Source organism: Ornithinimicrobium pekingense DSM 21552, assembly GCF_000421185.1.
Taxonomy (GTDB): Bacteria; Actinomycetota; Actinomycetes; order Actinomycetales; family Dermatophilaceae; genus Ornithinicoccus; species Ornithinicoccus pekingensis.
Window position 1 is genome coordinate 94,277 of sequence record NZ_ATWJ01000007.1, and the last position, 25,054, is coordinate 119,330.

22 protein-coding genes and 1 tRNA gene are annotated in these 25,054 nt (G+C 74.8%); 13 read left to right on the plus strand and 10 right to left on the minus strand.

Annotated features, from left to right (window positions below):
- Nucleotides 1-19: 19 nt before the first annotated feature.
- Nucleotides 20-1,615: a phosphotransferase gene (locus tag K330_RS22380; RefSeq protein WP_051145437.1), complete on the minus strand. Its 1,596-nt coding sequence runs from the start codon at nt 1,613-1,615 to the stop codon at nt 20-22.
- A 93-nt stretch (nt 1,616-1,708) separates the two neighbouring features.
- Between K330_RS22380 and nudC the strand changes: the two genes are divergently transcribed.
- The 5 genes from nudC to K330_RS0102590 all read left to right on the plus strand — a co-directional run bounded on the left by nudC (nt 1,709) and on the right by K330_RS0102590 (nt 5,959).
- Nucleotides 1,709-2,653, plus strand: coding sequence for an NAD(+) diphosphatase (gene nudC, locus K330_RS23515; protein ID WP_022920294.1), 945 nt, complete (start codon nt 1,709-1,711; stop codon nt 2,651-2,653).
- The gene (locus K330_RS18690; protein ID WP_022920295.1) at nt 2,650-4,788 is read left to right on the plus strand and encodes an ATP-dependent DNA helicase UvrD2; all 2,139 of its coding nucleotides are present in this window, start codon (nt 2,650-2,652) and stop codon (nt 4,786-4,788) included. The genes nudC and K330_RS18690 overlap by 4 nt, the downstream gene beginning before the upstream one ends.
- A 163-nt stretch (nt 4,789-4,951) precedes the next feature.
- Entirely contained in the window at nt 4,952-5,164 is a 213-nt protein-coding gene (locus K330_RS0102580; protein ID WP_022920296.1) for a hypothetical protein, read from the plus strand.
- Between the two features lie 210 nt (nt 5,165-5,374).
- Entirely contained in the window at nt 5,375-5,707 is a 333-nt protein-coding gene (locus K330_RS0102585) for a WhiB family transcriptional regulator (RefSeq protein WP_022920297.1), read from the plus strand.
- A gap of 66 nt (nt 5,708-5,773) precedes the next feature.
- On the plus strand, nt 5,774-5,959 hold the full coding sequence (locus tag K330_RS0102590; protein WP_022920298.1) for a hypothetical protein: 186 nt from the start codon (nt 5,774-5,776) through the stop codon (nt 5,957-5,959).
- A gap of 76 nt (nt 5,960-6,035) precedes the next feature.
- Here the strand turns inward: K330_RS0102590 and K330_RS22385 are convergent, their stop codons facing one another.
- Entirely contained in the window at nt 6,036-6,758 is a 723-nt protein-coding gene (locus tag K330_RS22385) for a hypothetical protein (RefSeq protein ID WP_156875658.1), read from the minus strand.
- Nucleotides 6,759-6,814: 56 nt separating this feature from the next.
- Nucleotides 6,815-8,272, minus strand: coding sequence for a zinc-dependent metalloprotease (locus tag K330_RS18700; RefSeq protein WP_022920300.1), 1,458 nt, complete (start codon nt 8,270-8,272; stop codon nt 6,815-6,817).
- Between the two features lie 121 nt (nt 8,273-8,393).
- Between K330_RS18700 and K330_RS18705 the strand changes: the two genes are divergently transcribed.
- The 3 genes from K330_RS18705 to K330_RS18710 are packed head-to-tail and all read left to right on the plus strand — an operon-like array spanning nt 8,394 to nt 11,133.
- Nucleotides 8,394-9,500, plus strand: coding sequence for an NAD-dependent epimerase/dehydratase family protein (locus K330_RS18705; RefSeq protein WP_202804490.1), 1,107 nt, complete (start codon nt 8,394-8,396; stop codon nt 9,498-9,500).
- Nucleotides 9,501-9,550: 50 nt separating this feature from the next.
- Nucleotides 9,551-9,976: a molybdenum cofactor biosynthesis protein MoaE gene (locus tag K330_RS0102610; RefSeq protein ID WP_022920301.1), complete on the plus strand. Its 426-nt coding sequence runs from the start codon at nt 9,551-9,553 to the stop codon at nt 9,974-9,976.
- On the plus strand, nt 9,973-11,133 hold the full coding sequence (locus K330_RS18710) for a YlbL family protein (RefSeq protein WP_022920302.1): 1,161 nt from the start codon (nt 9,973-9,975) through the stop codon (nt 11,131-11,133). Before K330_RS0102610 ends, K330_RS18710 begins: the two co-directional genes overlap by 4 nt.
- A gap of 3 nt (nt 11,134-11,136) precedes the next feature.
- Here K330_RS18710 and K330_RS0102620 read toward each other — a convergent pair whose 3' ends face one another.
- Nucleotides 11,137-11,673, minus strand: coding sequence for a PPA1309 family protein (locus tag K330_RS0102620; RefSeq protein WP_022920303.1), 537 nt, complete (start codon nt 11,671-11,673; stop codon nt 11,137-11,139).
- Between the two features lie 136 nt (nt 11,674-11,809).
- On the opposite strand from K330_RS0102620, the gene K330_RS18715 reads away from it, so the two are divergent.
- The 4 genes from K330_RS18715 (at nt 11,810) to K330_RS0102640 (ending at nt 17,972) form a co-directional block, all read left to right on the plus strand.
- A complete protein-coding gene (locus K330_RS18715; RefSeq protein WP_084617092.1) occupies nt 11,810-14,983 on the plus strand; it encodes a UPF0182 family membrane protein in 3,174 nt (1,057 codons plus the stop codon).
- 85 nt (nt 14,984-15,068) lie between these two features.
- Nucleotides 15,069-15,145, plus strand: a tRNA-Met gene (locus K330_RS0102630).
- 131 nt (nt 15,146-15,276) lie between these two features.
- Nucleotides 15,277-16,623 (plus strand): M16 family metallopeptidase, encoded by a 1,347-nt coding sequence (locus K330_RS18720; protein ID WP_022920305.1) that lies wholly within the window; start codon nt 15,277-15,279, stop codon nt 16,621-16,623.
- Nucleotides 16,620-17,972, plus strand: coding sequence for a M16 family metallopeptidase (locus K330_RS0102640; protein ID WP_022920306.1), 1,353 nt, complete (start codon nt 16,620-16,622; stop codon nt 17,970-17,972). Before K330_RS18720 ends, K330_RS0102640 begins: the two co-directional genes overlap by 4 nt.
- 3 nt (nt 17,973-17,975) lie before the next feature.
- Here K330_RS0102640 and K330_RS0102645 read toward each other — a convergent pair whose 3' ends face one another.
- From K330_RS0102645 to K330_RS0102670, 6 genes are read right to left on the minus strand one after another with little or no spacing between them, the layout of a single operon-like run.
- Nucleotides 17,976-18,791 carry an inositol monophosphatase family protein gene (locus tag K330_RS0102645; RefSeq protein WP_029202238.1) on the minus strand — a complete coding sequence of 272 codons (816 nt, stop codon included), beginning with the start codon at nt 18,789-18,791 and terminating at the stop codon, nt 17,976-17,978.
- A 60-nt stretch (nt 18,792-18,851) separates the two neighbouring features.
- Nucleotides 18,852-19,895, minus strand: a complete 1,044-nt coding sequence (gene rsgA / locus K330_RS0102650; RefSeq protein WP_022920308.1) for a ribosome small subunit-dependent GTPase A — start codon at nt 19,893-19,895, stop codon at nt 18,852-18,854.
- Nucleotides 19,892-21,232, minus strand: coding sequence for a 3-phosphoshikimate 1-carboxyvinyltransferase (aroA, locus tag K330_RS0102655; RefSeq protein WP_022920309.1), 1,341 nt, complete (start codon nt 21,230-21,232; stop codon nt 19,892-19,894). Before aroA ends, rsgA begins: the two co-directional genes overlap by 4 nt.
- 29 nt (nt 21,233-21,261) lie before the next feature.
- The gene (locus tag K330_RS23520) at nt 21,262-21,981 is read right to left on the minus strand and encodes an alpha/beta hydrolase family protein (RefSeq protein WP_022920310.1); all 720 of its coding nucleotides are present in this window, start codon (nt 21,979-21,981) and stop codon (nt 21,262-21,264) included.
- Entirely contained in the window at nt 21,978-22,817 is an 840-nt protein-coding gene (locus K330_RS0102665; RefSeq protein WP_022920311.1) for an SOS response-associated peptidase, read from the minus strand. Before K330_RS0102665 ends, K330_RS23520 begins: the two co-directional genes overlap by 4 nt.
- 10 nt (nt 22,818-22,827) lie before the next feature.
- Entirely contained in the window at nt 22,828-24,069 is a 1,242-nt protein-coding gene (locus tag K330_RS0102670; protein ID WP_022920312.1) for a pyridoxal phosphate-dependent aminotransferase, read from the minus strand.
- A 74-nt stretch (nt 24,070-24,143) separates the two neighbouring features.
- On the opposite strand from K330_RS0102670, the gene K330_RS0102675 reads away from it, so the two are divergent.
- On the plus strand, nt 24,144-25,034 hold the full coding sequence (locus K330_RS0102675; protein WP_022920313.1) for an SGNH/GDSL hydrolase family protein: 891 nt from the start codon (nt 24,144-24,146) through the stop codon (nt 25,032-25,034).
- Nucleotides 25,035-25,054 lie beyond the last annotated feature (20 nt).

Consider the following 25,054-nt stretch of genomic DNA (forward strand, 5'->3'; position numbering starts at 1 on the left):
TCCGGACGGGCCGGGGGGCTCAGCGCCCGTCCGTCCCCCGGTCGGGCGTGGGCATGCCGTAGAGCTCGTGCAGCCGCTCCTCGTCCGGCAGCTGCTCGACGTCCTGGTCGGCGGGCCTGGCGGTGCCGGCGGCTGCGGCGCGGTCCTCCTCGACCAGGTGCTCCCCGTCGGCGCCCTGGGCCGGGCCCACGTCGTCAGGGCCGGTAGGCGCGGCGGCGTCCACCACGCGGGCGGGCGTCGGCGAGGCAGCGGCCCCCGTGGTGTCCGCGTCGGGCACGAGCCCGTCCTGCGGCGGGGCGCCGGTCGGAGCCACCTGCTCGATCTCGCCGCCCCCGTCACCCTCCGGTGCGGGGTGGGCGACGACGTCGGCATCGGCCTCGGCATCGGCATCCGCGTCGTCATGGACGTCCGCGTCCGCGTCGGCGTCGTACGGGGGACCGGTGACGGCCGGGGCGGGCGAGCCGTCCGGGACGGGTGCCTCGATCTGGACGGTCGCATCGTCGTCGCGGTCCTCGACCTCTACCGGGCCGGGCGCCTCCTGCGCGGTCAGCGGCGGGACCTCCGCCGTGGGGTCCGCCTCACCCGGTTCGTCCTCGCCCTGGGCCTGCTGGTGCGCGACCTGCTCCGGGTGCGCGGCCGGGCGGGCGCCGGAGGGGCGCGCTGTCACCGGGACCAGCGAGTCGTCGGCCTCCGTCAGACGGTCCATCCGGCGCAGGGCCTCGACGCACCGGCGTGCGCCCTCCTCGTCCCCCTCCGAGACGGCGTGGGCCAGCCCACGCAGGCTGCCCAGCTCGGCGACGAGCCGTGCCCGGGCGTGGAGGTAGGGGTCGGGGCGGTGCGCCCGGGCGAGCGTGTAGCTGTCCAGGACCGCCTCCCACGCCTGCCGCGAGGACTGCGACCACAGCTCGGCCAGGTCGACGGCGGGGTCGCCCACCATCGCCTCGTCCCAGTCGGTGACCGCCACGACGCGCCCGGTGGCGGCGTCGTCCTCGTCGGTGAAGGCGACCACGACGCTGGAGCCGCCGAACGCCCCGTGCACGGGAGTGGTGGCGAACTGCCACAGCGGGGCCGCCTCGAAGGCCTCCTCCCACCGGGCCAGCAGACCTGTCGGGACACGACCGGTCTCCGCGGCCCGGTCGACCTCCGCGATCGCCCGCTGGCGGGCGCCGGAGGCGTCGAAGACGGGCACGTCCTGCTCCTCGAAGACCGCCCGCGGGATGTTGTGCACCGCAGCCAGCGCGCGGCCCACGGCGCTGGCCAGGCCCGGACCGGCCGGCAACCGGCGCAGGTCCAGCGGGCTGCCCTCGACGTGGGGGTACACGGCGGCGCTGCCGTCCTTGCCGACCGGCGCGTAGCCGGCGGCGGCCGGGACCTTGAAGGGCACGTGCCGGGGCAGCTGGCGCACGAGCTCGTCGTTGCGGCGCAGACGCGCACCCGCCACCGGGGTGAGGGGGCAGCGCACCACCCAGCGCCGTCCGGTGCCGTCCTCCACGAGGGCGGTCTGCAGCTCACGACCGCGTTCGTCGTCAGCGGGACCCAGCGCGGCCACCGCCACCGGCTTCATCCCCGGGACGGCGGCGCTGGCGAGGGCGGCCAGGGCCAGATCCGTGCGCATCACCGTCATACCGTATGCCGTGCGGTCGCCCCAGCCAGGGAGGCGGACCGGCACGTCCTGGTCCCGTCACCGGCAGCACCTACAGTGGCTCGCGTGAGCCGAGCCGACGAGACCCTGCTGGACCTCGCGCTGTCCCGGGCCACGGTCGACCGCTCCGCCCGCGAGCGCGCCGACGACGCCACCGTCGCGCAGGCCCTCGAGGACCCGCGGACGCGCGTGCTGGTGATCCGGGACGGGCGCAGCAGAGCGGCGGCGGGGGACCCGGCGTCGCTGGACCTGCGGGCACCCGCTCCCGGTGACGCTGCTCGGTCACCGTGGTTCCTCGGTCGCCACGACGGTGTCGCCTACCTCGCCGTCGACGAGACGCCCCCCGCGTCGGTACCCGACGCCGCGGGGGCGCCGGGCGACGGGTGGGTCTCGCTGCGCGAGGTGGGGGCCGAGCTGGACGACACGCAGGCAGGTCTGCTGACGACGGCGACCGCGCTGCACGGGTGGCACCACCGGCACCGGCACTGTCCGCGCTGCGGTGCGGTCACCGACGTCGTCCAGGGCGGCTGGGTCCGTCGGTGCCCTGCGGACGGGTCCGAGCACTACCCGCGCACCGACCCGGCGGTCATCGTCGCGGTCGTCGACGGCGACGACCGGCTGCTGCTGGCCACCGGCAGCGGATGGCCGGACGGACGTGTCTCGGTGCTGGCCGGTTTCGTGGAGGCCGGCGAGACGATGGAGGCAGCGGTGGCCCGCGAGGTCCACGAGGAGGTCGGGGTCGAGATCGACGACCTCGTCTTCCGCGGCGACCAGCCGTGGCCCTTCCCGGCCTCGTTGATGCTGGGCTTCCGGGCCCGGGCCCGGACCACGGTGCTCACGCCGGACCCCGCCGAGATCCGGTCGGCGGCCTGGTACACCCGCCAGGAGCTGGCCGACCACGTCGCCGACGGCAGCCGCACCCTTCCCACGCGGGTGTCGATCGCCCGCGTCCTCATCGAGGAGTGGTTCTCCGGACCGCTGCCCGAGCCGAGGCGCGAGGTGTCACCGTGACGGCGGAGACGCCGCCGGCCGTCCAGGGCGCCGACGCGGTGCTGCAGGGCCTCGACCCCGAGCAGCGCGAGGTGGCCGCCCACCCGAGCGGGCCGATGGCGGTGCTGGCGGGTGCCGGGACCGGCAAGACCAGGGCCATCACCCACCGCATCGCCTTCGGCGTGGCCAGCGGCGCCTACCACCCCTCCCGCATGCTCGCCGTGACCTTCACCGCCCGCGCGGCCGGGGAGATGCGCACCCGGTTGCGGGGTCTGGGGGTGCCGATGGTGCAGGCCCGCACCTTCCACGCCGCGGCGCTGCGTCAGCTGCAGTTCTTCTGGCCCCAGGCCGTCGGGGGAGCACCACCGGAGGTCGCCGCCCAGAAGATCCCCGCCGTCGTCGAGGCCGCCGGGCGTCTGCGCCTGCGTCTGGACCGGGCGGGCCTGAGGGACGTGGCGGCCGAGATCGAGTGGGCCAAGGTCAGCATGCTCACCGCGCAGACGTATGCGGCCGCGGCCCGCGCGCAGGGCCGCCAGGCGGCCGGTCTCGACGCCACGGCGATGGCCCGGCTCATCGAGGTCTACGGCGAGGTGTGCGCCGAGCGGCACGTGATCGACTTCGAGGACGTGCTCCTGCTCACCGTCGGCCTGCTCGACGAGCACCCCCGGATCGCCGCGCAGGTGCACGAGCAGTACCGGCACTTCGTCGTCGACGAGTACCAGGACGTCAACCCGCTGCAGCAGCACCTGCTCGACCTGTGGGTCGGCGAGCGCGCGGACGTGTGCGTGGTCGGGGACCCGGCGCAGTCCATCTACTCCTTCACCGGCGCCTCCGCCGACCACCTGCTGTCCTTCGCCTCCCGGCACCCGCAGGCGCGGACGGTGCGGCTCGTCCGCAACTACCGCAGCACGCCCCAGGTCATCCACGTGGCCAACCTCGTGCTGGCGGGAGCGCGCCGCCCCGAGGGGCCGGCGGCCCGCGCGCTCGCGCCGACCGTGGAGCTGGTCGCCCAGCGAGGCGACGGTCCTGCGCCCACCCTCACGGCATACCCGGACGACGAGGCCGAGGCGCGGGGGGTCGCCGCCACGGTCCGGCGCCTGCTGGACGAGGGGGTGGCGGCCAGCGAGGTCGCGGTGCTGTTCCGCACCAACGGGCAGTCCGAGGCGGTCGAGACGGCGCTGGCGCGCGCCGACGTGCCCTACCTCGTCCGCGGTGGTGAACGCTTCTTCGCCCGGGCCGAGGTTCGCTCGGCGGTGCTCCTGCTGCGCGGTGCCGTGCGCGGCGACGACGCCTCGTCCCCGCTGGGGGAGGTGGTGCGCGCCGTGCTCTCGGGGGCAGGATGGGCGCCGAACCCCCCGGAGGGTGGCGGAGCGACCCGGGAGCGGTGGGAGAGCCTGCAGGCTCTCGCGCTGCTCGCGGACGACCTGGCCTCAGCCTCTCCCGACGCCCGGGTCGCCGACCTGGTCGCCGAGCTGGACCGCCGCGCCGCGGAGCAGCACGCCCCCGCGGTGCAGGGCATCACGCTGGCGTCGCTCCACGCGGCCAAGGGCCTCGAGTGGGACGTCGTGCTGCTGGTCGGCTGCAGCGACGGGCTGCTGCCCATCACGCTCGCCGACAGTCCCGAACGGGTCGAGGAGGAGCGTCGGCTCCTCTACGTCGGCATCACCCGGGCCCGTGAGCAGCTCCATCTGAGCTGGGCCGCCGCGCGCACACCCGGCGGTCGCGCGGGCCGCACCGTCTCGCGGTTCCTCGCGCCAGCGGCCTCTGTGCTCGGCGAGGGCGCGGCCGCCGGCCGTCCACGGCGCGCCAAATCCGCACGCGGCCCTGCCGCGAGGTCACCGCGGACCTGCCGCACGTGCGGGACCATCCTGGACACCGCCGCCGAGCGCAAGGTCGGTCGCTGCGCTGCCTGCCCCCCGACCTACGACGAGCGCGTCTTCGAGGCCCTGCGGGCCTGGCGCAAGCAGACCGCGGGCGAGGCCGGGATGCCGGCCTTCGTGGTGTTCACCGACGCCACGCTGACCGCGATCGCCGAGGCCATGCCCGCCGACCACGCCGCGCTGCAGCGCATCTCCGGGGTCGGGGCCCGCAAGCTGGAGATGTACGGCGACGAGGTGCTGGCCGTGCTGCGCGCCGGCGGCGTCGACGAGGCCTGACGCCCACCACCAGAACCTGCTGGTCACGGGCTCGCGGAGGGGCTCGGGGACACTCCGGAACAAATACGTTGTGCGCTGCCCGCGGCGGGCATAGAGTGTTCCCTGTCCAGCTCACGGCCGTCGGCCGTGGGGTCGCGCAGTGCATGAGAGGAGGGTGGAAACCATGGAGCTGAGCATCGTCAACCTCGTCGGTACCTCCGTCGACGGCACGCGTGTCTCGCTGCTGCCCACCCTCAAGGGTGCACTGCGTCCGCGCGCCTTCCGCGCCGTCGCAGGCGATGCCCTGGGAGGGCGTGGCTCCGGCCTCGTCACCGGCATCACCGCCGCGCCGACCACCGACCCCATCCTGGACGTGACTTCCGAGCCCACCAGCTAGGCCACCGGCCTTCCTGCGTCTACCGGCCGCGAGTCCTCGTCCGAGGATCCGCGGCCGTTCTGCTGTCCGCACCGGGAACGCCTCCCGGTCGTTCTCGGACCGGTCCGCGGATCTGCCTCACAGCCGAGGGAGACCGACATGACGATCACCGCGCACCACGACCTCAGACAGCATCGACACCAGCAGGAAGGAACAGACGTGCCCAGCGCCATGCTCACGCACGCCGAGACCACCCACGAGCACGGCCTCCACAGCGTGACGGCGATCGCCGAGCTCGCCGGCCTCCACGACGCGGCTGCCGCCGGCAGCGGGCTGCCGTGCCAGGAGAACCCGCCGGACCTGTGGTTCGCCGAGCTCCCGGCGGAGGTCGAGGCCGCCAAGTCGCTGTGCGGCGCCTGCCCCGTCCGGGAGGCCTGCCTGGCCGGTGCGCTCCAGCGCGCCGAGCCGTGGGGCGTCTGGGGAGGCCAGCTCCTCGTCCAGGGGGCCGTCGTCCCCCGCAAGCGTCCACGGGGCCGTCCTCGCAAGGACGAGGTCGCCGCGTGACCGGAACGGCCCCCGCGGCCGACCGACCAGCACCACCTGCATCGACAGACCGAAGGAACCGACATCATGAACCAGCAGATGAACCTGCTCGAGGCGCGGGCCGTGGCCCGCGACCGCGAGCGCCAGCTGCGCCCGCACCCGCGGGCGCCCCGGCAGCGGCTCTCGGCCCGCCGGCTCGTGCTGCCCCTCCTGGGCCGCCGGGCCGCCGGGTCGGAGGGCTACCGCCCCAGGCACGCACTCGCCGCCCGGTGAGGAGCTGCACCAGCACGGGCCCGGTCGGCACGCCGGGCCGCGGGGGCCGTCCCACCGGGACGGCCCCCGTCGCGTGTCAGCGGTGCCAGGGGCAGGCGGGGTGCGCGGTCCACCGCCGCGCGACGACATGGGGTGCGTCCGGCCCGAGCTCGTAGCCGAGCCCCGGCGACACCGGGCGTCCGCCCTGGACGGCGGACACCAGGAGCAGGACCACCCCCTCCACGGCCCGCGCCAGCGCGTCCGGCACGTCCGGCCCCACCACCTGCTCCGCGGGGTGGCCCAGGGCCGTGGCCAGCGCGGGCCACGCCGGGTCCTTGTCCCTGCGGTGCAGGTCGAGGCAGTGCAGGCAGGGACCGCCACCGGGACCGACCACCGGTCCGACGACCACGCGACGGTGCTGGGTCACCACCGGCACGGTCGGGGTGCCCGACCGGGCGAGCGCCACGCCCACCTCGAGCGGCACCACCTGCTGGTGCACGACCACCAGCACCCCGGCGTGGCTCTCCGTCGGCACGTTCCCGAGCACGCGCCGCAGACGTCCGGCCAGGGAGCCCGCGCCGAGGACGGCGCACGCGGGGGGCGGCTCCGGCCCGCCGCCGGTTTCCCGGCCCCGCGTGGCCAGTGCGCCGGCCAGCACCGGACCGAGCTCCTCTCCCGTGCCGTCCGGCTGCACGGCCGGTCCGGGGTCGAGCATCACGGCGCCGGGCCCCACCCCGACCTGCAGCTCCCCGCCGGGGCGGCGCAGCACCGTCACCGACGGGCGTGCCGGGAGGTGTCCGTCCGCGTCCTCGCCTCTCACCGGGCCAGCCTCGCACCGGAGCGCGGGCCGGCCCGGTGGTTGTCCACAGGGGCCGGTCAGGACCTGCCGTCGTCGTCCCGGTCGTCGGTCCCGCCACCCGGGGCCTCGTCCGGGCCGGCCTCGCCCTGGCCGGCGTCGCCCTGGGAGAGGAGACGCTCGATGTCCTCGTCGGAGATCGACAGGTCCGCGTCCTGGGCGGTGCGGCGGTCGGCATACCCGAGGGGGTCGTCGAGGTCGGTGGCCGTGGGGGCGAGGTCCGGGTGCCCCCAGGCCTCGTCCCGACCGCTCTGACCGCCGGCTGCCTCCAGCGAGCTCCACAGGTTGGCGGCGTCGCGCATGCGCCGCGGGCGCAGCTCCAGCCCGACCAGCGAGGCGAAGGTCTTCTCCGCCGGCCCGCCGGTGGCGCGTCGGCGGCGCACCGCCTCGGCAAGGGCGTCGGCGTGGGGCAGATGCGGCTCGGTCGCGCGGGCGGTGACGACGTCGACCCAGCCCTCCACCAGGGCCAGCAGCGTCTCCAGGCGGGTCAGGGCCGCCTGCTGCGCGGGGCTGGGCTCCACCGCGAAGAGTCCTTCGCCCAGGGCGGCCTGCATCGCCTCCGGGTCCTGCGGGTCGGCGGAGCGGACCGCCTCCTCGATGCCCTCGGTGTTGATCCGGATGTCGCGCGCGTACTCCTCCACGGCCGTGAGCAGCTGGGGCCCCAGCCACGGGACGGCGGCGAACAGGCGGACACGGGCCGCCTCCCGGACCGCCAGGTAGAGGTGGACCTCCCCGGCGTCGACCTCCAGGCCCTCGGCGAAGGCGGCGACGTTGGCGGGCAGCATGGCGACCGACTCGTCGCCCACGAGCGGGATGCCCACCTCCGTGCCGGAGAGCGTCTCCCCGGCGAGGGTGCCCACGGCCTGACCGACCTGACCGCCGAACATGCTGGCGCTCATCCGGCGCACCATCGGCTCCATCTGGCCCATGAGGGCCGCGGGGTTCATCCCGGGCGGCAGGCCCGGGATCTGCGGGGCGCCCTCAGCGCCCAGCTGGCCGAGCTGCTGCTGCATGGCGGCGTTCATCGCCGCCTGCAGGCCCTGGGCCACGGGCGCTGTGAGGCGCTGCCACACCGGCAGCGTGGCCTCGACCCACTCGGCCCGGCTGAGGGCACGGGCGGGTCCGTCGGGCCGGGGGAAGTCGGTGACCTGGTCCAGCCAGAGGGAGGCGACCTGCACGACCTGCTCCACGTCGTGCCGGGTGCCGGTGCCGATCGAGGCGTCACCGGCCTGGGACACCACCTGACGGGCCACGTCGTGGGCGAGCTCGGAGTTGACCGGGCCCTCGTCGGCCCCACCCCCTCCGCCCAGCAGCATCTCCATCTGGGCACGCATCTGCTGCAGCTGCGCAGGGTCCATCGACCCCAGGCCCATGGACTCCAGGGCCTCCCGCATCTGCGGGGGCACAGCCCCGCCGAAGAGCGCCTCCAGCGGGTCGGGCTCGTCGTCGGGACGCTGTGCGGGCGGGTGGTCTGACACGGTGGGTCGGTCCTTCCTGGCGGGGCTGGTGCGTCCAGCCTGCCACTCCTGAGACGATGACGTCCTGCTCGGGGGGCGATGAGGACCACCGCCCCTGACAACACAACACCAGGAGGCCCCGGTGAGTTCCACGACAGAGCCCGACGCGCGGCCCGAGCGGCGCGTCGGCCCCCTGCGGGTGGCGCTCACCCGCGCCGCCTCCGCCCTCGGCTCCACCCTCGCCGAGCAGGTCGCGCTGGCCGGTGACCGGGTCGTGGGGCTGGACGTGACGGCCGGCGCAGCCGCGGACGTCGACTGGCGCGTCGGTGACATCGCCTCCCCCTCGGTCGTGGGTGCCCTCGGGGACGTGGACGTGCTGGTGCACCTCGCCTGGGAGCACGACCTGGGCACGACCCTGCGGGAGCAGCCCGCCGCGCGCCGGGCACGGATGGTCAGCGAGGCCCGCACCCTGACCACGGCGGCGGCCGCCGCCGGGGTGGGCCACCTTGTCCTGGTGACCAGCGCGATGGTCTACGGCGCCCGTCCTGACAACCCCGTCCCGGTCCCTGACGCGAGCGCCCTGCGCACGACCGACACGGAGGGGCTGGTGGCCGACCTGGTCGCGGTCGAGGAGGAGACCACCGCGCTCGCCCGGCTGCACCCGGGGCTGCGGCTCACCGTCGTGCGCCCCGCGGCGCTGGTCGGGCCGGGCATCGACACGATGATCACCCGTCACTTCGAGGCTCCGCGCCTGCTCACCCTCAGGGGCACCACGCCGGCGTGGACCTTCTGCCACGCCGAGGACCTCGGCTCCGCCCTCGTCACGGTGGTGCACGAACCCGTCCCCGCAGAGGTCACCGTCTCGGCCTGGGGGGCCCTGAGCCAGGCCGAGGTGGAGGAGATCTCCGGCATGCGCCGCGTCGAGCTGTCGGTGGCCGCGGCCCAGGCCGCTGCCGACCGGCTCCACCGCCTGGGTGTCATCCCGGTCCCGGCGACCGACCTGGCCTACGTGACCCATCCCTGGGTGACCGAGCCGACCGCCCTGGCGGAGCACGGCTGGTACCCCGCCTACGACAACGCGGCCTGCCTGTCCGTGCTGCTCGAGGGCGTGCGGGGGCACCACGCCGTGATGGCCCGCCGGCTGCGGTCGCGCGACGCGGTCGGGGCCGCTGCGGCCGGGGCGGCCAGCGCCGCCGTCGCCGTCATCGCGACCGCGGCCCTCATGCGACGACGGCGCTCCCGCGACTGAGGCCACCGGCGTGCAGCCGGCTCCCAGCGCCGATGGGGCATGATGACGCGGTGAGCCGTCCGACCGTCGTGACCGCAGTCCGGGACACCGCCCTGTCCGTCGATGAGGCGCTCGACGCCGTCAGCCACCCGCGGGCCGGGGCCGTCACGCTGTTCGTCGGCACCGTCCGTGAGCACGACGAGGGGCGGGAGGGAGTGACCACGCTCGACTACAGCGCGCACCCCGACGCGCTCGACCGGCTCACCGAGATCGCCGAGGCCGTCGCCGCCGGCGAGCAGATCCACGGCGTGTATGCGGTGCACCGCACCGGCTCCCTCGTGGTCGGTGACCTCGCCGTCGTGTGCGCGGTCTCCGCCGAGCACCGGGCCGAGGCCTTCGAGGCCGGCCGGCTGCTCATCGAGGAGCTCAAGGCCCAGGTGCCGATCTGGAAGCGCCAGCAGTACGACGACGGCGACCACAGCTGGGTGGGTCTGTGAGCGCGGAGTACCACGAGGGTTACGCGCAGCCCTCCGAGCGTCCGCCCCACACGGGGATCAGCCGACGTTCCGGCAGCGGGCTGGTCCTGCTCGTGGTCGCCGTCCTCGTCGCGGCGGCCCTCAACTGGATCACCGTGGACCGCGTGGTCTACCTGCCCGGGCCCCTCTACGACACCCTCGGCACCCTTGACGACGAGCCCGTCGTCAGTGTCGACGAGGACCTGGACACCTACCCCACCGAGGGGTCGCTCTACTTCACCACCGTGCGGCTGGACGGCGGGCCGGGCGAGGAGGTGACGGCCTGGGAGTGGCTCCGGGCTGGGCTGGACCCCTCGCGCTCGGTCTACCCGCGCGAGCAGGTGTTCCCCCCGGACGTCACGGCCGAGCAGGTGCGCGAGCAGAACAGCGAGCTCATGCGGCACTCGCAGGACGACGCCGCCGTCGTGGGCCTGCGCGCGGCGGGCATCGAGGTCCCCGAGGACATCGTCGTGGCCCAGGTGATCGCTGACGCCCCGGCCGACGGCGTGCTGCACGTGGACGACCAGATCGTGCGGGTCGAGGGCGAGGCCGTGACGGACACCGAGACGGTGCGCAGCCGGCTGCAGGCGGTGGAGCCGGGGGAGAGCGCCGCGATCACCGTGCTGCGCGAGGGCGAGGAGCTGGAGATCGACGTGCCGACCAAGCGCGACGAGGAGACCGGACGCACCGTCGTGGGGGTCTACCTGGCGCCCCGCTACGACATGCCCTACGAGGTCGAGGTGCAGGCGGGCAACGTCGGTGGACCGAGCGCCGGCCTGATGTTCTCGCTCGCCGTCTACGACACCCTCACCCCGGGCGCGTTGACCGGAGGCGCCTCGATCGCCGGCACGGGAACGATCAGCGGGCAGGGCGCCGTCGGACCGATCAGCGGCGTGCAGCAGAAGATGTTCGCCTCCGGCCAGGCCGGCGCCGACCTGTTCCTCGCGCCCGTCGCCAACTGCGACGAGGTCGTCGGCGCCGAGCCCCGCGGGCTGGCGGTGGTGCCGGTCGCGACGTTCGACGAGGCGCTCGGGTATGTCGAGCAGGTCGCCGCCGCGCAGGACGGCAGCTCACCCGACCTGCCCACGTGCGAGCAGGTGCTTCAGGAGGCTGACGACGCCACCTCCACGGGCGGCTGAGGCTCAGTCCTCGCGCAGGGTCATCGACAGGGCGTGCGTCAGGCCGGGGGCGATGTCCGCGCCGATCGCGACCGCGTCGTCGCTGTCGTGCTCGCGCTGGCGCAGCAGGCACACCTGCTGCCCGCCGCGCAGGCACGCCGCGAGGAGCCGGACGTCCTTGCGGCCCGGGTGCGCCGCGAGCTGGTCCGCGGCCGCTGCAGGGTCCTGCGGCAGGTCGCGCTCGGCCTCGGGCGGCACGACGATCCGCTCGACCGCGATGGCGGCACCCTCGACGTCCTCGGGCCAGGCGATGCGCCCCAGGAGCGACTCCAGGTCGGAGGTGGGTGGCAGGCCCTCCTGCTCGACGGCGGTGTAGCTGTCCGGCTCGGCCTCGCCCAGCCGCCCGTGCAGGCTGGGCTCGCGCTCGCGCAGCAACGACGTCCGCACAAGCGCGAAGAGCCGCGGCGGCTGGTCCCAGCCGAGCCGGGCCACGTGGCGCTCGGTGTCGACGGCTGCGGTCAGCAGCGGGCTGGGCTGGACGGCGGGGTGGTCGGTCGGCACCGCACCATGGTCGCACCTCCCTGTCCGGGACGGGGTGCGCGGTCCGCGCGCGATCCGCGGGCGATCCGCGACCGGCCGGGGACGGGGGTCCCATCCGCCTGTCGGGCCGGGGGCGTCCGCCGGTTAGGCTGGGGCGGTGAGCCAGCAGGGAAACGACCCAGACCGCGACGAGCCGTCGGGCCCTCCCCCCGGTGGCGGCACCGGGCCGGGCGGCCGCGGCGCCGGACCCTTCGGCGCGGGGTTCGGGGGTGCCGGGGGAGGGGTGCCGCCCACCGGTGGTCGTCCGGCCGGACCTGGGCGTCCCGGGGGCCCCGGTGGTCCCGGCGTCCTCGGCCGCCGCAGCCGGCTCATCCCCACCGTCCTGGTCCTGCTCGGTGTGCTCGCCGTCATCGGCTGGGGAGCCACGCTGTGGACCGAGTTCCTCTGGTACGAGTCCGTCGGGTTCCGCCACGTGCTCACCACCCGGCTGCTGACGCAGGCCGGACTGCTCCTCGGGGCCGGGGCGCTCACCGCCGCCGCGGTCTGGTCGGGCCTGTGGCTGGCGTGGCGCCACCGCCCGGTCTACGCGCCCAGCACCCCTGAGCAGGCGGCCCTCGACCGCTACCGCAGCGCGCTCGACCCGATGCGCAAGCTCGTCTTCGTGGCCGTGCCGCTGCTGCTCGGGGCGTTCACCGGCACCGCGGCCGCCTCCCAGTGGCAGACCGTGCTGCTCTTCGTCCACCGTCAGCCGTTCGGGGTCGAGGACCCGGAGTTCGGGATCGACGTCGGGTTCTTCGTCTTCAGCCTGCCGTTCTGGCAGATGCTCGTCTCGTTCGCCACGCTCGTGCTGGGGCTCTCCCTCATCGGCGCCCTGCTCACCCACTACATCTACGGCGGCCTGCAGCTGCAGGGCGGGCCGGGCACGTCGCGCACGACGCCCGCCGCGCGGGTCCACCTGGCCACCGTCCTGGCCCTGATCCTGCTCGTGCGGGCGGGGGGCTACTGGATCGAGCGCTACACCCTGTCGATGACCGAGCACGCCCGGATCACGGGTATGCAGTACACGGACGTCAACGCGGTCCTGCCCACGCGCAGCATCCTCGCCGTCGCCGCCCTGCTCTGCGCGGCCTTCTTCGTCGCGACCATCTGGACGAGGACCTGGCGCCTGCCGCTCATCAGCCTCGCGGGCCTGCTCGTGGTCGCGCTCCTGCTCGGGGGGGCCTACCCGGCCCTGGTCCAGCAGCTGCGCGTCGTGCCCTCCGAGGCCCAGCTGGAGACTCCCTACATCGCCCGGGCGATCGACAGCACGCTGGCCGCCTACGACCTGGAGGACCTGGAGAAGATCGACTACAACGCCGAGACGGAGGCCGAGCCCGGCCAGCTGCGCAGCGATGCCGAGACCATCCCCGGCATCCGCATCGTCGACCCCTCAGTGGTGTCGCCGACGTTCCGCCAGCTGCAGGGCGTGCGCAACTACTACCAGTTCGCCGACGCGCTCGACGTCGACAGCTACGAGGTCGACGGCGAGATGGTCGACACGGTCATCGCCGTGCGCGAGCTCAACCAGGAGGGCATCTCCGCGGGCCAGCGCAACTGGGTCAACGACCACACCGTCTACACCCACGGCTTCGGTGTCGTCGCGGCGTACGGCAACCGGCGCTCGGCCGAGGGCGAGCCGGTGTTCTACGAGCGCAACATCCCGCCGGTGGGCGGCCTGGGCGAGTACGAGCCGCGCATCTACTTCGGCGAGGCGTCGCCGATCTACTCCATCGTCGGGGCGCCCGAGGGTCAGGCGCCGCGCGAGCTCGACTACCCGGCCAGCGGGCAGGAGGAGGGCACCGGCGAGGTGCGCAACACCTATGCCGGGGCGGGCGGGGTGCCGATCGGTGACGTCGCCCGCCGGGCCGCGTACGCCATCAAGTACCGCCACCTGGAGATTCTGCTGTCGGACTCGGTCAACAGCGAGTCGGTCATGCTCGACCACCGCATGCCGCGGGAGCGCGTGGAGCGGGTGGCTCCCTGGCTGCGCCTGGACGGCAACCCCTACCCGGCCGTCGTCGACGGCAGGGTGCTGTGGATCGTCGACGGTTACACGGTCAGCAGCCGCTACCCCTACAGCCAGCTCGAGGAGCTGGGCGAGGCGACCGCGGACTCCCTCCAGGTCGGTGCGGAGAACATCCAGTCGATCGGCCAGGGACGGGTCAACTACATCCGCAACTCGGTCAAGGCGACCGTGGACGCCTATGACGGGACGGTCACCCTCTACGAGTGGGACGAGGAGGACCCGCTGCTGATGGCCTGGTCGCAGGCCTTCGACGGCAGCGTGCAGCCGATGTCGGCGATCAGCGCCGACCTGATGAGCCACTTCCGCTACCCCGAGGACCTGTTCAAGGTCCAGCGCCAGGTGCTCTCGCGCTACCACGTGCAGGACGCGGGGTCGTTCTTCACCGGGCAGGACTTCTGGGCGGTCTCGGAGGACCCGACGGTCGAGGGCGAGTTCAAGCCCGACATCCCGCCCTACTACCTGTCCGTGGCGATGCCGGGGCAGGAGGAGCCGACCTTCAGCCTGACGACCACCTACATCCCGGCCGGCTCGGAGCGCCAGAACCTCACCGGCTACCTCGCGGTCGACGCCGACGCGGGGGAGACGGAGGGCCAGCCGCGGGAGGACTACGGCAAGCTGCGCATGCTGGTGCTGCCGCGCGAGACGACCGTGCGCGGTCCCGGGCAGTTCCAGAACGAGGTCAACTCCTCCAACGAGGGGTCCGAGGCGTTCGACGTCACGCTGTCGCAGTTCCTCAACCTCAACCGCCAGCAGGGCTCGCAGGTGACGATCGGCAACCTGCTGACGCTGCCCGTCGGGGACGGCCTGCTCTACGTCGAGCCGGTCTACGTGCAGTCCCAGGGTGGGTCCTCCTACCCGCTGCAGCGCGTGGTGGTCGCCGCCTTCGGCAACGAGCTGGGTTGGTCGGACACGCTGGACGGTGCGTTGGACGAGCTGTTCGGCGGCGACTCGGGCGCCACGGCCGGGGACGCCGGCGACGAGGGTCCGACGCAGAGCCCGTCCCCGGACGAGGAGCCCGCCGACCCCGGTGACGGTGGCGAGCCCGAGCCCAGCGGTGACCTCGCCACGGCCGTCGCTGACATCGAGCAGGCCTACGCCGAGGGCCAGGCCGCGCTCGAGGCTGGGGACTGGCAGGCCTACGGGGAGGCGCAGGAGCGTCTGCAGGACGCGATCCGGCGGGCCGTGGCGGCTAGCCCGGAGGGTGGCTCCGTCACCGTCCCCGGTGGCGGCGGTACCGACGACGCGTCCCAGACCAGCGCGCCCTGAGGGCACGCACACGTCATACCCGAAGGCGGCCCGACCACCCGGATTTGGTCGGGCCGCCGACGGTGACGTAGAGTGGTGCACGCAACGCGGGGTGGAGCAGTTCGGTAGCTCGCCGGGCTCATAACCCGGAGGTCGCAGGTTCAAATCCTGCCCCCGCTACCACCCGGACAGGCCCGGAGGTCATCGACCTCCGGGCCTGTTCTCGTGCCGGCAGGCGTTCGTCCGGCACACCCTGATGCCTCCCCGGCCCGCGGGCCGGGGAGGCACGGCCCGGCCCGTACAGTTGAGGATCTATGCCGCTGGACTTCCCGATCGCCACCACCACGCTGCCCAACGGCCTGCGCGTCGTCGTCAGCGAGGACCACTCCGTGCCCAGCGTCTCCGTCAACCTGTGGGTCGACGTCGGCTCGCGGCACGAGAGGCCCGGCCGCACCGGCCTGGCGCACCTGTTCGAGCACCTGATGTTCCAGGGCTCCGAGCGGGTCGACGAGGGCGAGCACATGGCGCTGCTCATGTCGCAGGGCGGGCGCGCGAACGCCACGACGTCCTTCGACCGCACGACCTACGTGGAGTCGGTGCCTGCCGGGGCGCTGGAGCTGGCGCTGTGGCTCGAGGCCGACCGCCTCGGGCACCTGCTGCCGGCGGTCACCCAGGCCAACCTGGACAACCAGCGCGACGTGGTCGTGGAGGAGAAGCGGCAGCGCTACGACACCGTCCCCTACGGGCAGGCGCTCGCGCACGCCTGCCGGCTGGCCTTCCCGGAGGGGCACCCCTACCACCACACCACCATCGGGGAGATGGAGGACCTGCGGGCGGCGACGCTCGAGGACGTGCACAGCTTCTTCTCCGCCCACTACGGCCCCCGGACCCTCGTGCTGACGATGGTCGGTGACGTCTCCCCCGAGGAGGGGTTCGCGCTGGCGGAGCGCTACCTCGGGCACCTGCAGGACGGCACGGTGCCTCGCCCGGCGTCCCGGGAGCCCCTGACCCCGCTGACCGAGCCGGTCACGCTCGACCTGCTCGAGGAGGTCCCGAGCGAGCGCCTCTACCTGGCGTTCCGGCTGCCCGCGGTCACCGACCCGGACTTCCTGCCGTGCGCCATGGCGCTCGACGCACTGGCCTCCCTCGGCGTCTCCCGGTTGCAGCTGCGCCTGCTGCGCAGGGAGGAGACCGCCAGCGGCGTCCACGGCACAGCCCTCGGCCTCGCCGACGGCACCTCGCTCGGTCTGCTCGTGGTGGACGTCACCGACGGCGTGGATCCGGACGTCGTCGAGGCGGCCGTCCACGAGGAGCTGGAGACGCTGGCGCGCAGCGGGCCCACCGAGGCCGAGCTGGAGGCCTCACGCGCGGACACCGAGCGGTCCTGGCTGGAGGCCCTGGCCAGCTTCGACGAGCGGGCCGAGCTGCTCTCCCGCGCCGTCGCGGTGTTCGGCGACGCCCAGCAGGTCAACCGCTACCTCGACGACGTGCTCGCCGTCACCGCCGAACAGGTGCGCGCCGCGGCCGCGCGGTGGCTGGCCCCGTCCGCCGCGGTGACGTTGCGCTACCGGCGACCGGCCGAGACGGTCGCCGGAGCGGACGAGAGGGTCCAGGACGTGGAACCGGTCGCGGCCCTCGCCCTGGACGGGGGTGCACGGTGAGCGGGCGCGTGCTCGAGCGCCCGGCGGTGCGACCGCCCCAGCCGTGGGCCTTCCCCGTGCCGCGCCGGACCCACCTGTCCAACGGGATGCGGCTGCTGGTCGTCGACATGCCGGGGCAGCACGTCCTGTCGTTGCGGGTCAACCTGCGCCTGCCGGTCTCGCACGAGGAGCCGGGCACCGAGGGCTCGACGCTGCTCATGGCGCGTGCCCTCGACGAGGGGACCTCACGGCATACCAGCGAGGAGCTGGCCGAGCTGGCCGAGCGCAACGGCATCGCCTGGGGCGCCGGTGCCGGGGAGCGAGGGGTCCACCTGGGGCTCGAGGTCACGGCCCGGCACCTGGGCACGGCGGTGGCGCTGCTGACGGAGTGCCTGGCGGAGGCCGCCTTCCCCGACGCGGAGGTCGCCCGGCTGGCGCGGCACCGCCTCGCAGACATCGCCCACGACGAGGCGGACCCGGGGTCCCGGGCGGCCCTGGAGTTCGTCCGGACCTACTACCACGAGGACGACCGACCGCACCTGCCGCTGGGCGGCACCCGCGAGACCGTCTCCTCCCTGACCCCTGAGCACCTGCGCGCCCGCCACGGGCAGCTGAGCCCCCGCGGGGCCACCGCCGTGCTGGTGGGTGACCTGTCCACGGTGCCCGGTGCCGTGTCCCTCCTCGGTGCCACCCTCGGCACCTGGCAGGGGTCGGGCGACCTCGTCGACCTTCCCGGTCCGGCCCGGCGGGCCGACGGGGCCGGGCGGACCGTGCTCGTGCCGCGTCCGGGCCTGGCGCAGACGGAGATCTACCTGGGGCGTCCCGGTCCCGACCGGCGTACCCGGCACGGGTGGGGCACCTTCCAGACCCTGGGCATGCTGCTCGGCGGGTCGCCGCACGCCCGCATCGACAGGGTCCTGCGGGAGGAGCGCGGCTACACCTACGGCATGCGTGCGGGCTTCCGCCCGCGGGCGGTCGGCGGCCTGACGGTCGTGGGCGGCTCCGTGCGGGCCGACGCGACCGTCGACGCGTTGCGCGAGCTGAGGGTGATCCTGGACACGCCCGGCGTCGACCTGACCGAGCGCGAGGTGCGAGAGGCGGCCGACTTCCTGTCGATGACGGCACCCGGCAGGTACGGCACCGCCGACGCCGTCGCCGACGAGATCGTCGCCCTCGTCAGCGACGGGCTGGAACCCGCCACGGTGACCGAGACGCTGGCACAGCTGCGGGACCTGACCGCGGCCCGGGTGGGCCAGGCGTGGGACGAGGTCCGTACCGGCCCTCCGTGGACGCTGGTGCTCGTGGGTGACCCCGCGCACCTCGACGGTGCGGAGGAGCTGGGCTTCGGCCCCGTCAGCGTGGTCGGCTGAAGGTCAGCCCTGCGCGCCCTCCGAGGGGGCCAGTGCGCCCAGCACCATGTCGTGCAGCGCTCCGTTGCTGACGACCACGGCGGTGGGCTCGCCGGTCCCCGGGCCGACCACCTCGGCACCCCACGGGTCGCTCATCCGCCCACCGGCCTCACGCACGAGCGCGCTGAGCGTCGACAGCTGGAAGCGGTCCATGGACGCGGCCAGGGCCACGTCCGTGGCGCCCTCCGCCGTCAGGGCGTGGCTCCAGAAGTCGCCGTAGGCCCGCGTGCGCCACACCCGGTCGGACAGCTGGGCGAAGCCCTGCCCGTGGGGGCCGAAGAGCCACGAGGCGACCTCGTCGACCGACACCGACGCGTGCTCCAGCACCGAGGTGTCGCTGACCCCCACCTGGCGGGCGCGGCTGAGCTGGCGGCCGGTCCACGCCCCGGAGCCCCGCCCGGCCCACCACCGCCGGCTCAGCGAGGGGGCGGCGACCAGCCCGAGCACGGGCTCGTCCTCCACGACCAGGGAGATCAGCGTCGCCCAGACCGGGACCCCGCGCACGTAGTTGGCGGTCCCGTCCAGGGAGTCGAGCACCCAGCACCGGTCACCCTGCCCCGTCGGCTCCAGGACGCGGCCCTCGACCCTGTCCCGGGGACGGGTGCGCTGCAGCTGGTGCCGCAGCAGCTCCTCCAGCCGCGCGGTGGCCTGCGTCGTCAGGGCCCCCTCGTCGGTGACGGAGACCTTCAGGTCCATCGACCCGAAGAGCTCCACTGCGGTGCGCTCCACGGCGTCCGCGAGGACGTGCGCGAGGCGGAGGTCGTCGTCGAAGGTGGCCACCGGCACACCGTAGCCGCAGGTCGGGGCCGTGCCGCAGACGCTCGCCGGACGCCGCCGGAGTCAGGGGCGTTCGTCCCCGGTGCGGCTGCGCAGCAGCCGGCGCAGCGACTCCAGCCGGGCCGGGCCGGCCGGGCCCGCCAGCCCCTGGGCCACCCAGGCGTCCAGGCCGCACTCGGGCTCGTCGTGGCTGCAGCCGCGCGGGCACCCGGCGGTGCCCGGCACGAGGTCCTCGAAGTGCTCGACGAAGGTCGCGGGGTCGACGTGACCGAGACCGAACGAGCGGACTCCCGGGGTGTCGACGACCCAGCCGCCGCCGGCGAGCTCGAGGGCGACCGCCGAGGTGGAGGTATGGCGCCCACGGCCGGTGACCGCGTTGACGACCCCCGTCGCGCGGTCCGCGTCGGGCACCAGGGCGTTGACGAGGGTGGACTTGCCGACCCCGGAGTGACCGACGAGCACACTGACCCTGTCGGCGAGGTGGCGCCGGACCTGCTCGACCGCGGCCGCCTCCAGCACGTCGGTGCCCTCCCCGCCGGGACCGGTGCCCGGGACGCTGCGGCTGACCACGGAGGGGACGTCGAGGGCCTCGTAGTGGGAGAGGAAGTCGGCGGGGTCGGCCAGGTCGGCCTTCGTGAGCACGAGCAGCGGGTCGAGACCGGCGTCGTATGCGGCCACCAGGCAGCGGTCGACCATGCGCGGCCGCGGCTCGGGGTCGGCGAGGGCGGTCACGACCACGAGCTGGTCGGCGTTGGCCACGATGACACGCTCCACGGTGTCGGTGTCGTCGGCGCTGCGGCGCAGGACCGTGTCGCGGTTCTCGATGCGCACGATGCGGGCCAGGGCGTCCGTGTCACCGGAGGTGTCACCCACCATCGCGACCCGGTCACCGACCACGATCCGGGTGCGGCCGAGCTCGCGGGCCCGCATCGCGACCACCGTCCGGCCGTCGAGCCGGGTGGTGTAGCGACCGCGGTCGACCCCCGTCACCATGCCCACCACGGCGTCCTCGTGCGCAGGACGCTCCTTGGTGCGGGGGCGCGTGCCCCGGCGGGAGGGACGGTGGCGGACGTCCGACTCGTCGAGGTGGTCGTAGCGTCCGCTCACGCCTGCACCGCCGCGGCGTTCCCGCGGGCCGCCCCGTCGCCTCCGACCGCCCGCTCCCACGCCTCGTGGAACCCGGGGAAGGTCTTGTCCGCGGTGGCCACGTCCTCCACCTGCACGCCGGGCACCGCGGCGCCCACCACGGCCGCGAACATCGCCATCCGGTGGTCGTGGTAGGTCCGCAGGCGGGCGGCGTGCAGCGGCACCGGGGTCACGGTCAGCCCGTCCTCGGTCTCCTCGGCGCGCCCGCCGAGGCGGCCGATCTCGGTGACCAGGGCCGCCAGCCGGTCCGTCTCGTGCCCCCGCAGGTGACCGATGCCGCTGAGCCGGCTCGGGCCGTCGGCGAGGGCGGCCAGGGCGGCGACCACGGGGGTCAGCTCACCGACGTCGGACAGGTCGAGCTCCACACCCGCGAGCCGGGCCGGCCGCCCGTCGTCGCCGGCCGGCCCCCGGACGACCAGGCCGACCTCGGTCAGCGACGTCCTGGCACCCATGAGCTCCAGGATCTCGCGCAGCCGGTCCCCGGGCTGGGTGGTCACCGCCGGCCAGCCGGGGACGGTGACCGTGCCCCCGGTGACCGCGGCCAGCGCCACGAAGGGTGCGGCCGAGGACAGGTCGGGCTCGACCGCCACGTCGAACGCCCGGACCGGCCCGGGCTCGATGCGCCACGTCCGGGCGTGGGGCTGGTCGACCCGGACACCGACGGCCCGCAGCGCCTGCACCGTCATCTCGACGTGGGTGGTGCTCGGCAGCGTCTGCCCGGTGTGCTCCAGCGTGAGCCCCTCCTCGAACCTCGCCCCGGCGAGCAGGAGGGCGGAGACGAACTGCGAGCTGGCCGAGGCGTCGACCGGCACGTGCCCGCCCCGCACGGACCCGCGGCCGGTCACGGTGTAGGGCAGGGTGCCCCTGCCCCCGTCGTCGACCTCGACACCCAGCGCGCGCAGGCCCTCGAGCACCGGACCGACGGGGCGGGTCCGCGCGGTCGGGTGGCCGTCGAAGCGCACCGCACCGTGCGCCAGCGCCGCGATCGGCGGGACGAAACGCATGACCGTGCCCGCCTGCCCGCAGTCCACCTCCGTGTCCCCGTGGAGCCGGTCCGGAGCGGTGACGGTCCAGGCGTCCTCGGAGCCGTCGTCCACCACGACGCCGAGGCAGCGCAGGGCCTCGACCATCCGTTCGCTGTCGCGGGAGCGCAGGGGACGACGCAGCGTGCACGGCCCGTCCGCGAGGGCGGCGAGCACCAGCCACCGGTTGGTCAGGGACTTGCTCCCCGGCACCGCCACGACGGCGTCGACCGGCCCGGGGGAGTGCGGTGCGGACCAGATCGACGGGTCGGTCATGGGGTGCGGGTCCTCTCGGTGGGTGGTGCTCACGGTAGCGCGGCGAGGAAGTCGCCGACGGCGCGCCGGACGGCCGCCAGGTCGCGGCTGGGGGAGTGGTTGCCGGGCACCCCGACGAGGGTCAGGCCCTCGTCACGGCCGGCCGCCACGGCGACCTCCTCCGGCGAGCCGAACGGGTCGGCGGCGCCCTGGACCACGAGCGTCGGGATGCCGGCGCCGAGCGGCTGCGCCAGCTCGTCGGCCCGGCTGCGGTCGGGCCGGCCGGGCGGGTGCAGGGGGAAGGCCAGGCAGACGACGCCGGCGACGGCCGGGCCGGTGGGGTCGACGCTGGTGCGGCAGGCGACCCTGGCCCCCGCACTGCGCCCACCGACCACCCACGGTGGAGGCAGGGGTATGCCGTGGCGCCGCTGCCACGCGGCGGTGGCCAGCTCGGCGGCCACCGCGAGCCAGGCGCGGTCCAGGTTCGGCGGACGGGTGGCCACGGAGCGGCCGGCCACGCGCCACGGCTGGTCGACCAGGACCACGGTCCACCCGTCGCGCGTCAGGTCGGTGACCTCCAGCACGTCCGCCGCGTCCTTCCGTCCGCCCGCGCCGTGCCCGACCAGCAGGGTCCCACGGGCCGGCGGCGCGGCCCCGTCGCCGTCCGCGCCCGTGACGGGTGCCGGGCCGAAGACCCGCACCTGTGCGGTGCCCTCCGGGGTGGCGACGTCGACCCTGGTCGCGTCGGCGGCGGCCGGGTGCGGGCTCATCCGCCGACCACCTCGCCGGTGGTCGGGTCCACGACCCCCACGAGCTGGTCGGTCGGCAGGGGGTCGAGCAGGGCGGCACCGTTGCTGCGCGAGGAGTTGACGGCGGTGCTGACCGGCCAGGCGCGGAAGCGGCCCGGGACGTGGGAGGCGTCCAGCAGCGACCGGACGTCCTCGGCCGAGGTCAGCCCGGGGTCCAGCCAGTCGGCCCACTGGCCGGGCTCGAGCGCCACGGGCTGCCGGTCGTGGATGCGGTCGAGCCCGGGCTCGGCCGCCGTGGTGATGACCGTGTAGGAGACGATCCAGGACAGCGGGTCCTCCGCGGGTGCCTCGGGCTCCTTCCAGAACTCGTAGAGACCTGCCAGGGCGAGCGGCGCCTCGTCGGCCCGGGCGATGAAGAACGGCTGCTTGCGGGGCCGGCCGCGGGCGTCCTTGGTGACGGGGCTCGCCTGCCACTCGTACCAGCCCGTGGCCGGCACCAGGCACCGCCGCCGGGCGGCCGCGCGGGCGAAGGCCGGCTTGTCGAGCACGCTCTCCGCGCGGGCGTTGGTCATCCGGCCGCCGACGGCGGGGTCCTTGGCCCACGAGGGCACCAGGCCCCAGCTCAGCAGGCGCAGCTGCCGCGTCGGCGCGGCGTCCTCCGGCGCCCCCCGGGGCACCCGGGTGAGCACCACGGGCGCCTGCTTGCTCGGGGCGACGTTGTGGTCCGGGTGCCCGGGCGGCGGTTGCTGCGGGTTCTTCAGCACGCTGCGGGCGGGCTCGCCGGTGGCGTCCAGCTCGACCTCGTAGGCCTCCACCAGCTCCTCGGGGTTGGCGGTCGCCGCATACCTGCCGCACATCAGGGCACCGTCACTGCGAGTAGCTCGCCAGGAAGTTGCCCATCCGCTCCAGCGCCGCCTGCAGGTCGGTGCCCCAGGGGAGGGTGACGATCCGCAGGTGGTCCGGTGCCGGCCAGTTGAAGCCCGTGCCGTGGACGACGAGGATCTTCTCCTGCTCGAGGAGGTCGAGGACCAGCCGTTCGTCGTCGCGGATCTCGTGGACCTCCGGGTCGAGCCGGGGGAAGACGTACAGCGCGCCCCTGGGCTCGGCCACCGACACGCCGTCCATCGCCGAGAGCATGCGCACGGCGATGTCGCGCTGCTGGGTCAGGCGCCCGTCGGGGGCGAGCAGCTCCTCGATGCTCTGGTGCCCGGAGACGGCCACCTGGATGGCGTGCTGCGCCGGGACGTTGGGGCACAGCCGCGTGGAGGCCAGCAGGTCGATGCCCTGCAGGAAGCCGGCGGCGTGCGCGGTCGGCCCCGTGATCGCCACCCACCCCGCGCGGTAGCCGGCGACCCGGTAGGTCTTGGACAGACCGTTGAACGTCAGGCAGAGCAGGTCCGGTGCCAGGGCGGCCACGGAGGTGTGGCGGGCCCCGTCGTAGAGGATGCGGTCGTAGATCTCGTCGGCGAGGAGCAGCAGCGAGTGCTCGCGCGCCACCTCGACGAGCTCGGTGAGCACCTCCTGCGAGTACACGGCACCTGTGGGGTTGTTGGGGTTGATGATGACGATGGCCTTCGTCCGCGACGTGACCTTGGCGCGGATGTCCTCGACCGAGGGGTTCCACCCGTTCTCCTCGTCGCACACGTAGTGCACCGGCACGCCGCCGGCCAGGCTGGTGGCGGCCGTCCAGAGCGGGTAGTCGGGGGAGGGGATGAGGACCTCGTCGCCGTCGTCGAGCAGCGCCTGGAGCGTCATCATGATGAGCTCGGAGACTCCGTTGCCGAGGTAGACGTGGTCGACGTCGAGGTCGGGGAAACCGGGCACCTCCTGGTAGCGCGAGACGATCGCCCGCCGCGCGGGCAGGATGCCCTTGGACTCGGAGTAGCCCTGAGCCGTCGGCAGCGCCGCGATCATGTCGTGCAGGATCGTGTCGGGCGCCTCGAAGCCGAACGGTGCCGGGTTGCCGATGTTGAGCTTGAGGATCCGGTGCCCCTCGGCCTCGAGCTGGGCGGCGCGGGCGGCGACCGGCCCGCGGATCTCGTAGAGGACGTTCTGCAGCTTCACCGGCTGGTTCAGCGGCCTGAGATGGTGGCGGGAGGTCGGGCTCACGCGCCCATCGTCCCACCCTCACGGGGGTAGGCTGGCGCAGGGGGATGCACGGGGGCGGCGAAGGGACGACCACTGTGCGATGGCAGGACCTCGGGCTGGCGCTGCTGGCGGTCGCGGCCGCGGCGCTGACGATCCTCATGTTCCGGAGCTCGGCGCCGCCCCCGGACGGTGTGGCGCCGGCCGACGGGCCGGCCTCCGTGGCCTCTGCGCCGCCCCCGTCCGGACCTGCGGCCCCTCCCCGGGACACCGTTCCGGACAGCTCCACGGGGACCCCGTCGGGCTCCGACGACGCCCGCGAGACGCGGCAGGCCGGTCCTGCCGCCTCCTCCCTGCCGAGCGCCCGGGCCGTGCTCGACGGTGACGGCCCGGTCGTCGTCGCGGCACTCGGGGACTCGACGGGCAACGAGACGTGGGAGTGGGTGTACGGGTGGGGCCGGGCGCTGGCCCGGACGCGACCGGTCACCGTGCTCTCCTGGAACGAGTGGACCGGGCAGGGGTACATCGAGCCGCGCGTCCTCTCGCCCGAGGGCACCGGCGGGCAGGGGCCGCTCACCCTCTACAGCGGCCACCACAGCGGAGCCTCCTTCGGGTATGTCGTGGAGCACCTCGAGTCCCTTCTGCCGGAGCCCGTGGACCTGGTGGTCCTCAACTTCGGCCACAACAACACGGTGGACGACGTCCGGGACGAGCTGGAGGCCGCCCTGACCGCCCTTCGGTCGGCGGTCGGGCCGGAGGTCCCCGTCGTGCTGACGCTGCAGCAGCCCCAGCGCGACGACGCCAACGCCGAGGTGCGGGCCACGGTGCGGGAGGTGGCCGTGGCCCGTGGGATCGGCGTCATCGACGTCGCGCGCGCCTTCGAGGAGACCGGCGAGCCCGACGAGCTGCTCGCCGACGACGTGCACCCGGACGAGCAGGGAGCCGGCCTGTGGACGGAGACCGTGGCGCGGGCGCTGTCGGCGCCCTGACGGGTGGTGCGAGACAGGAC

Excerpts from the sequence above, each read along its gene's own strand:
- K330_RS22380 (WP_051145437.1), bottom strand. The coding sequence starts at position 1,615 with ATGCGCACGGATCTGGCCCTGGCCGCCCTCGCCAGCGCCGCCGTCCCG.
- K330_RS0102585 (WP_022920297.1), top strand. The coding sequence starts at position 5,375 with ATGCTCACGCACGCCGAGACCACCCACGAGCACGGCCTCCACAGCGTG.
- K330_RS0102590 (WP_022920298.1), top strand. The coding sequence starts at position 5,774 with ATGAACCAGCAGATGAACCTGCTCGAGGCGCGGGCCGTGGCCCGCGAC.
- K330_RS0102580 (WP_022920296.1), top strand. The coding sequence starts at position 4,952 with ATGGAGCTGAGCATCGTCAACCTCGTCGGTACCTCCGTCGACGGCACG.
- K330_RS18720 (WP_022920305.1), top strand. The coding sequence starts at position 15,277 with ATGCCGCTGGACTTCCCGATCGCCACCACCACGCTGCCCAACGGCCTG.
- aroA (WP_022920309.1), bottom strand. The coding sequence starts at position 21,232 with ATGACCGACCCGTCGATCTGGTCCGCACCGCACTCCCCCGGGCCGGTC.
- K330_RS23520 (WP_022920310.1), bottom strand. The coding sequence starts at position 21,981 with ATGAGCCCGCACCCGGCCGCCGCCGACGCGACCAGGGTCGACGTCGCC.
- K330_RS0102665 (WP_022920311.1), bottom strand. The coding sequence starts at position 22,817 with ATGTGCGGCAGGTATGCGGCGACCGCCAACCCCGAGGAGCTGGTGGAG.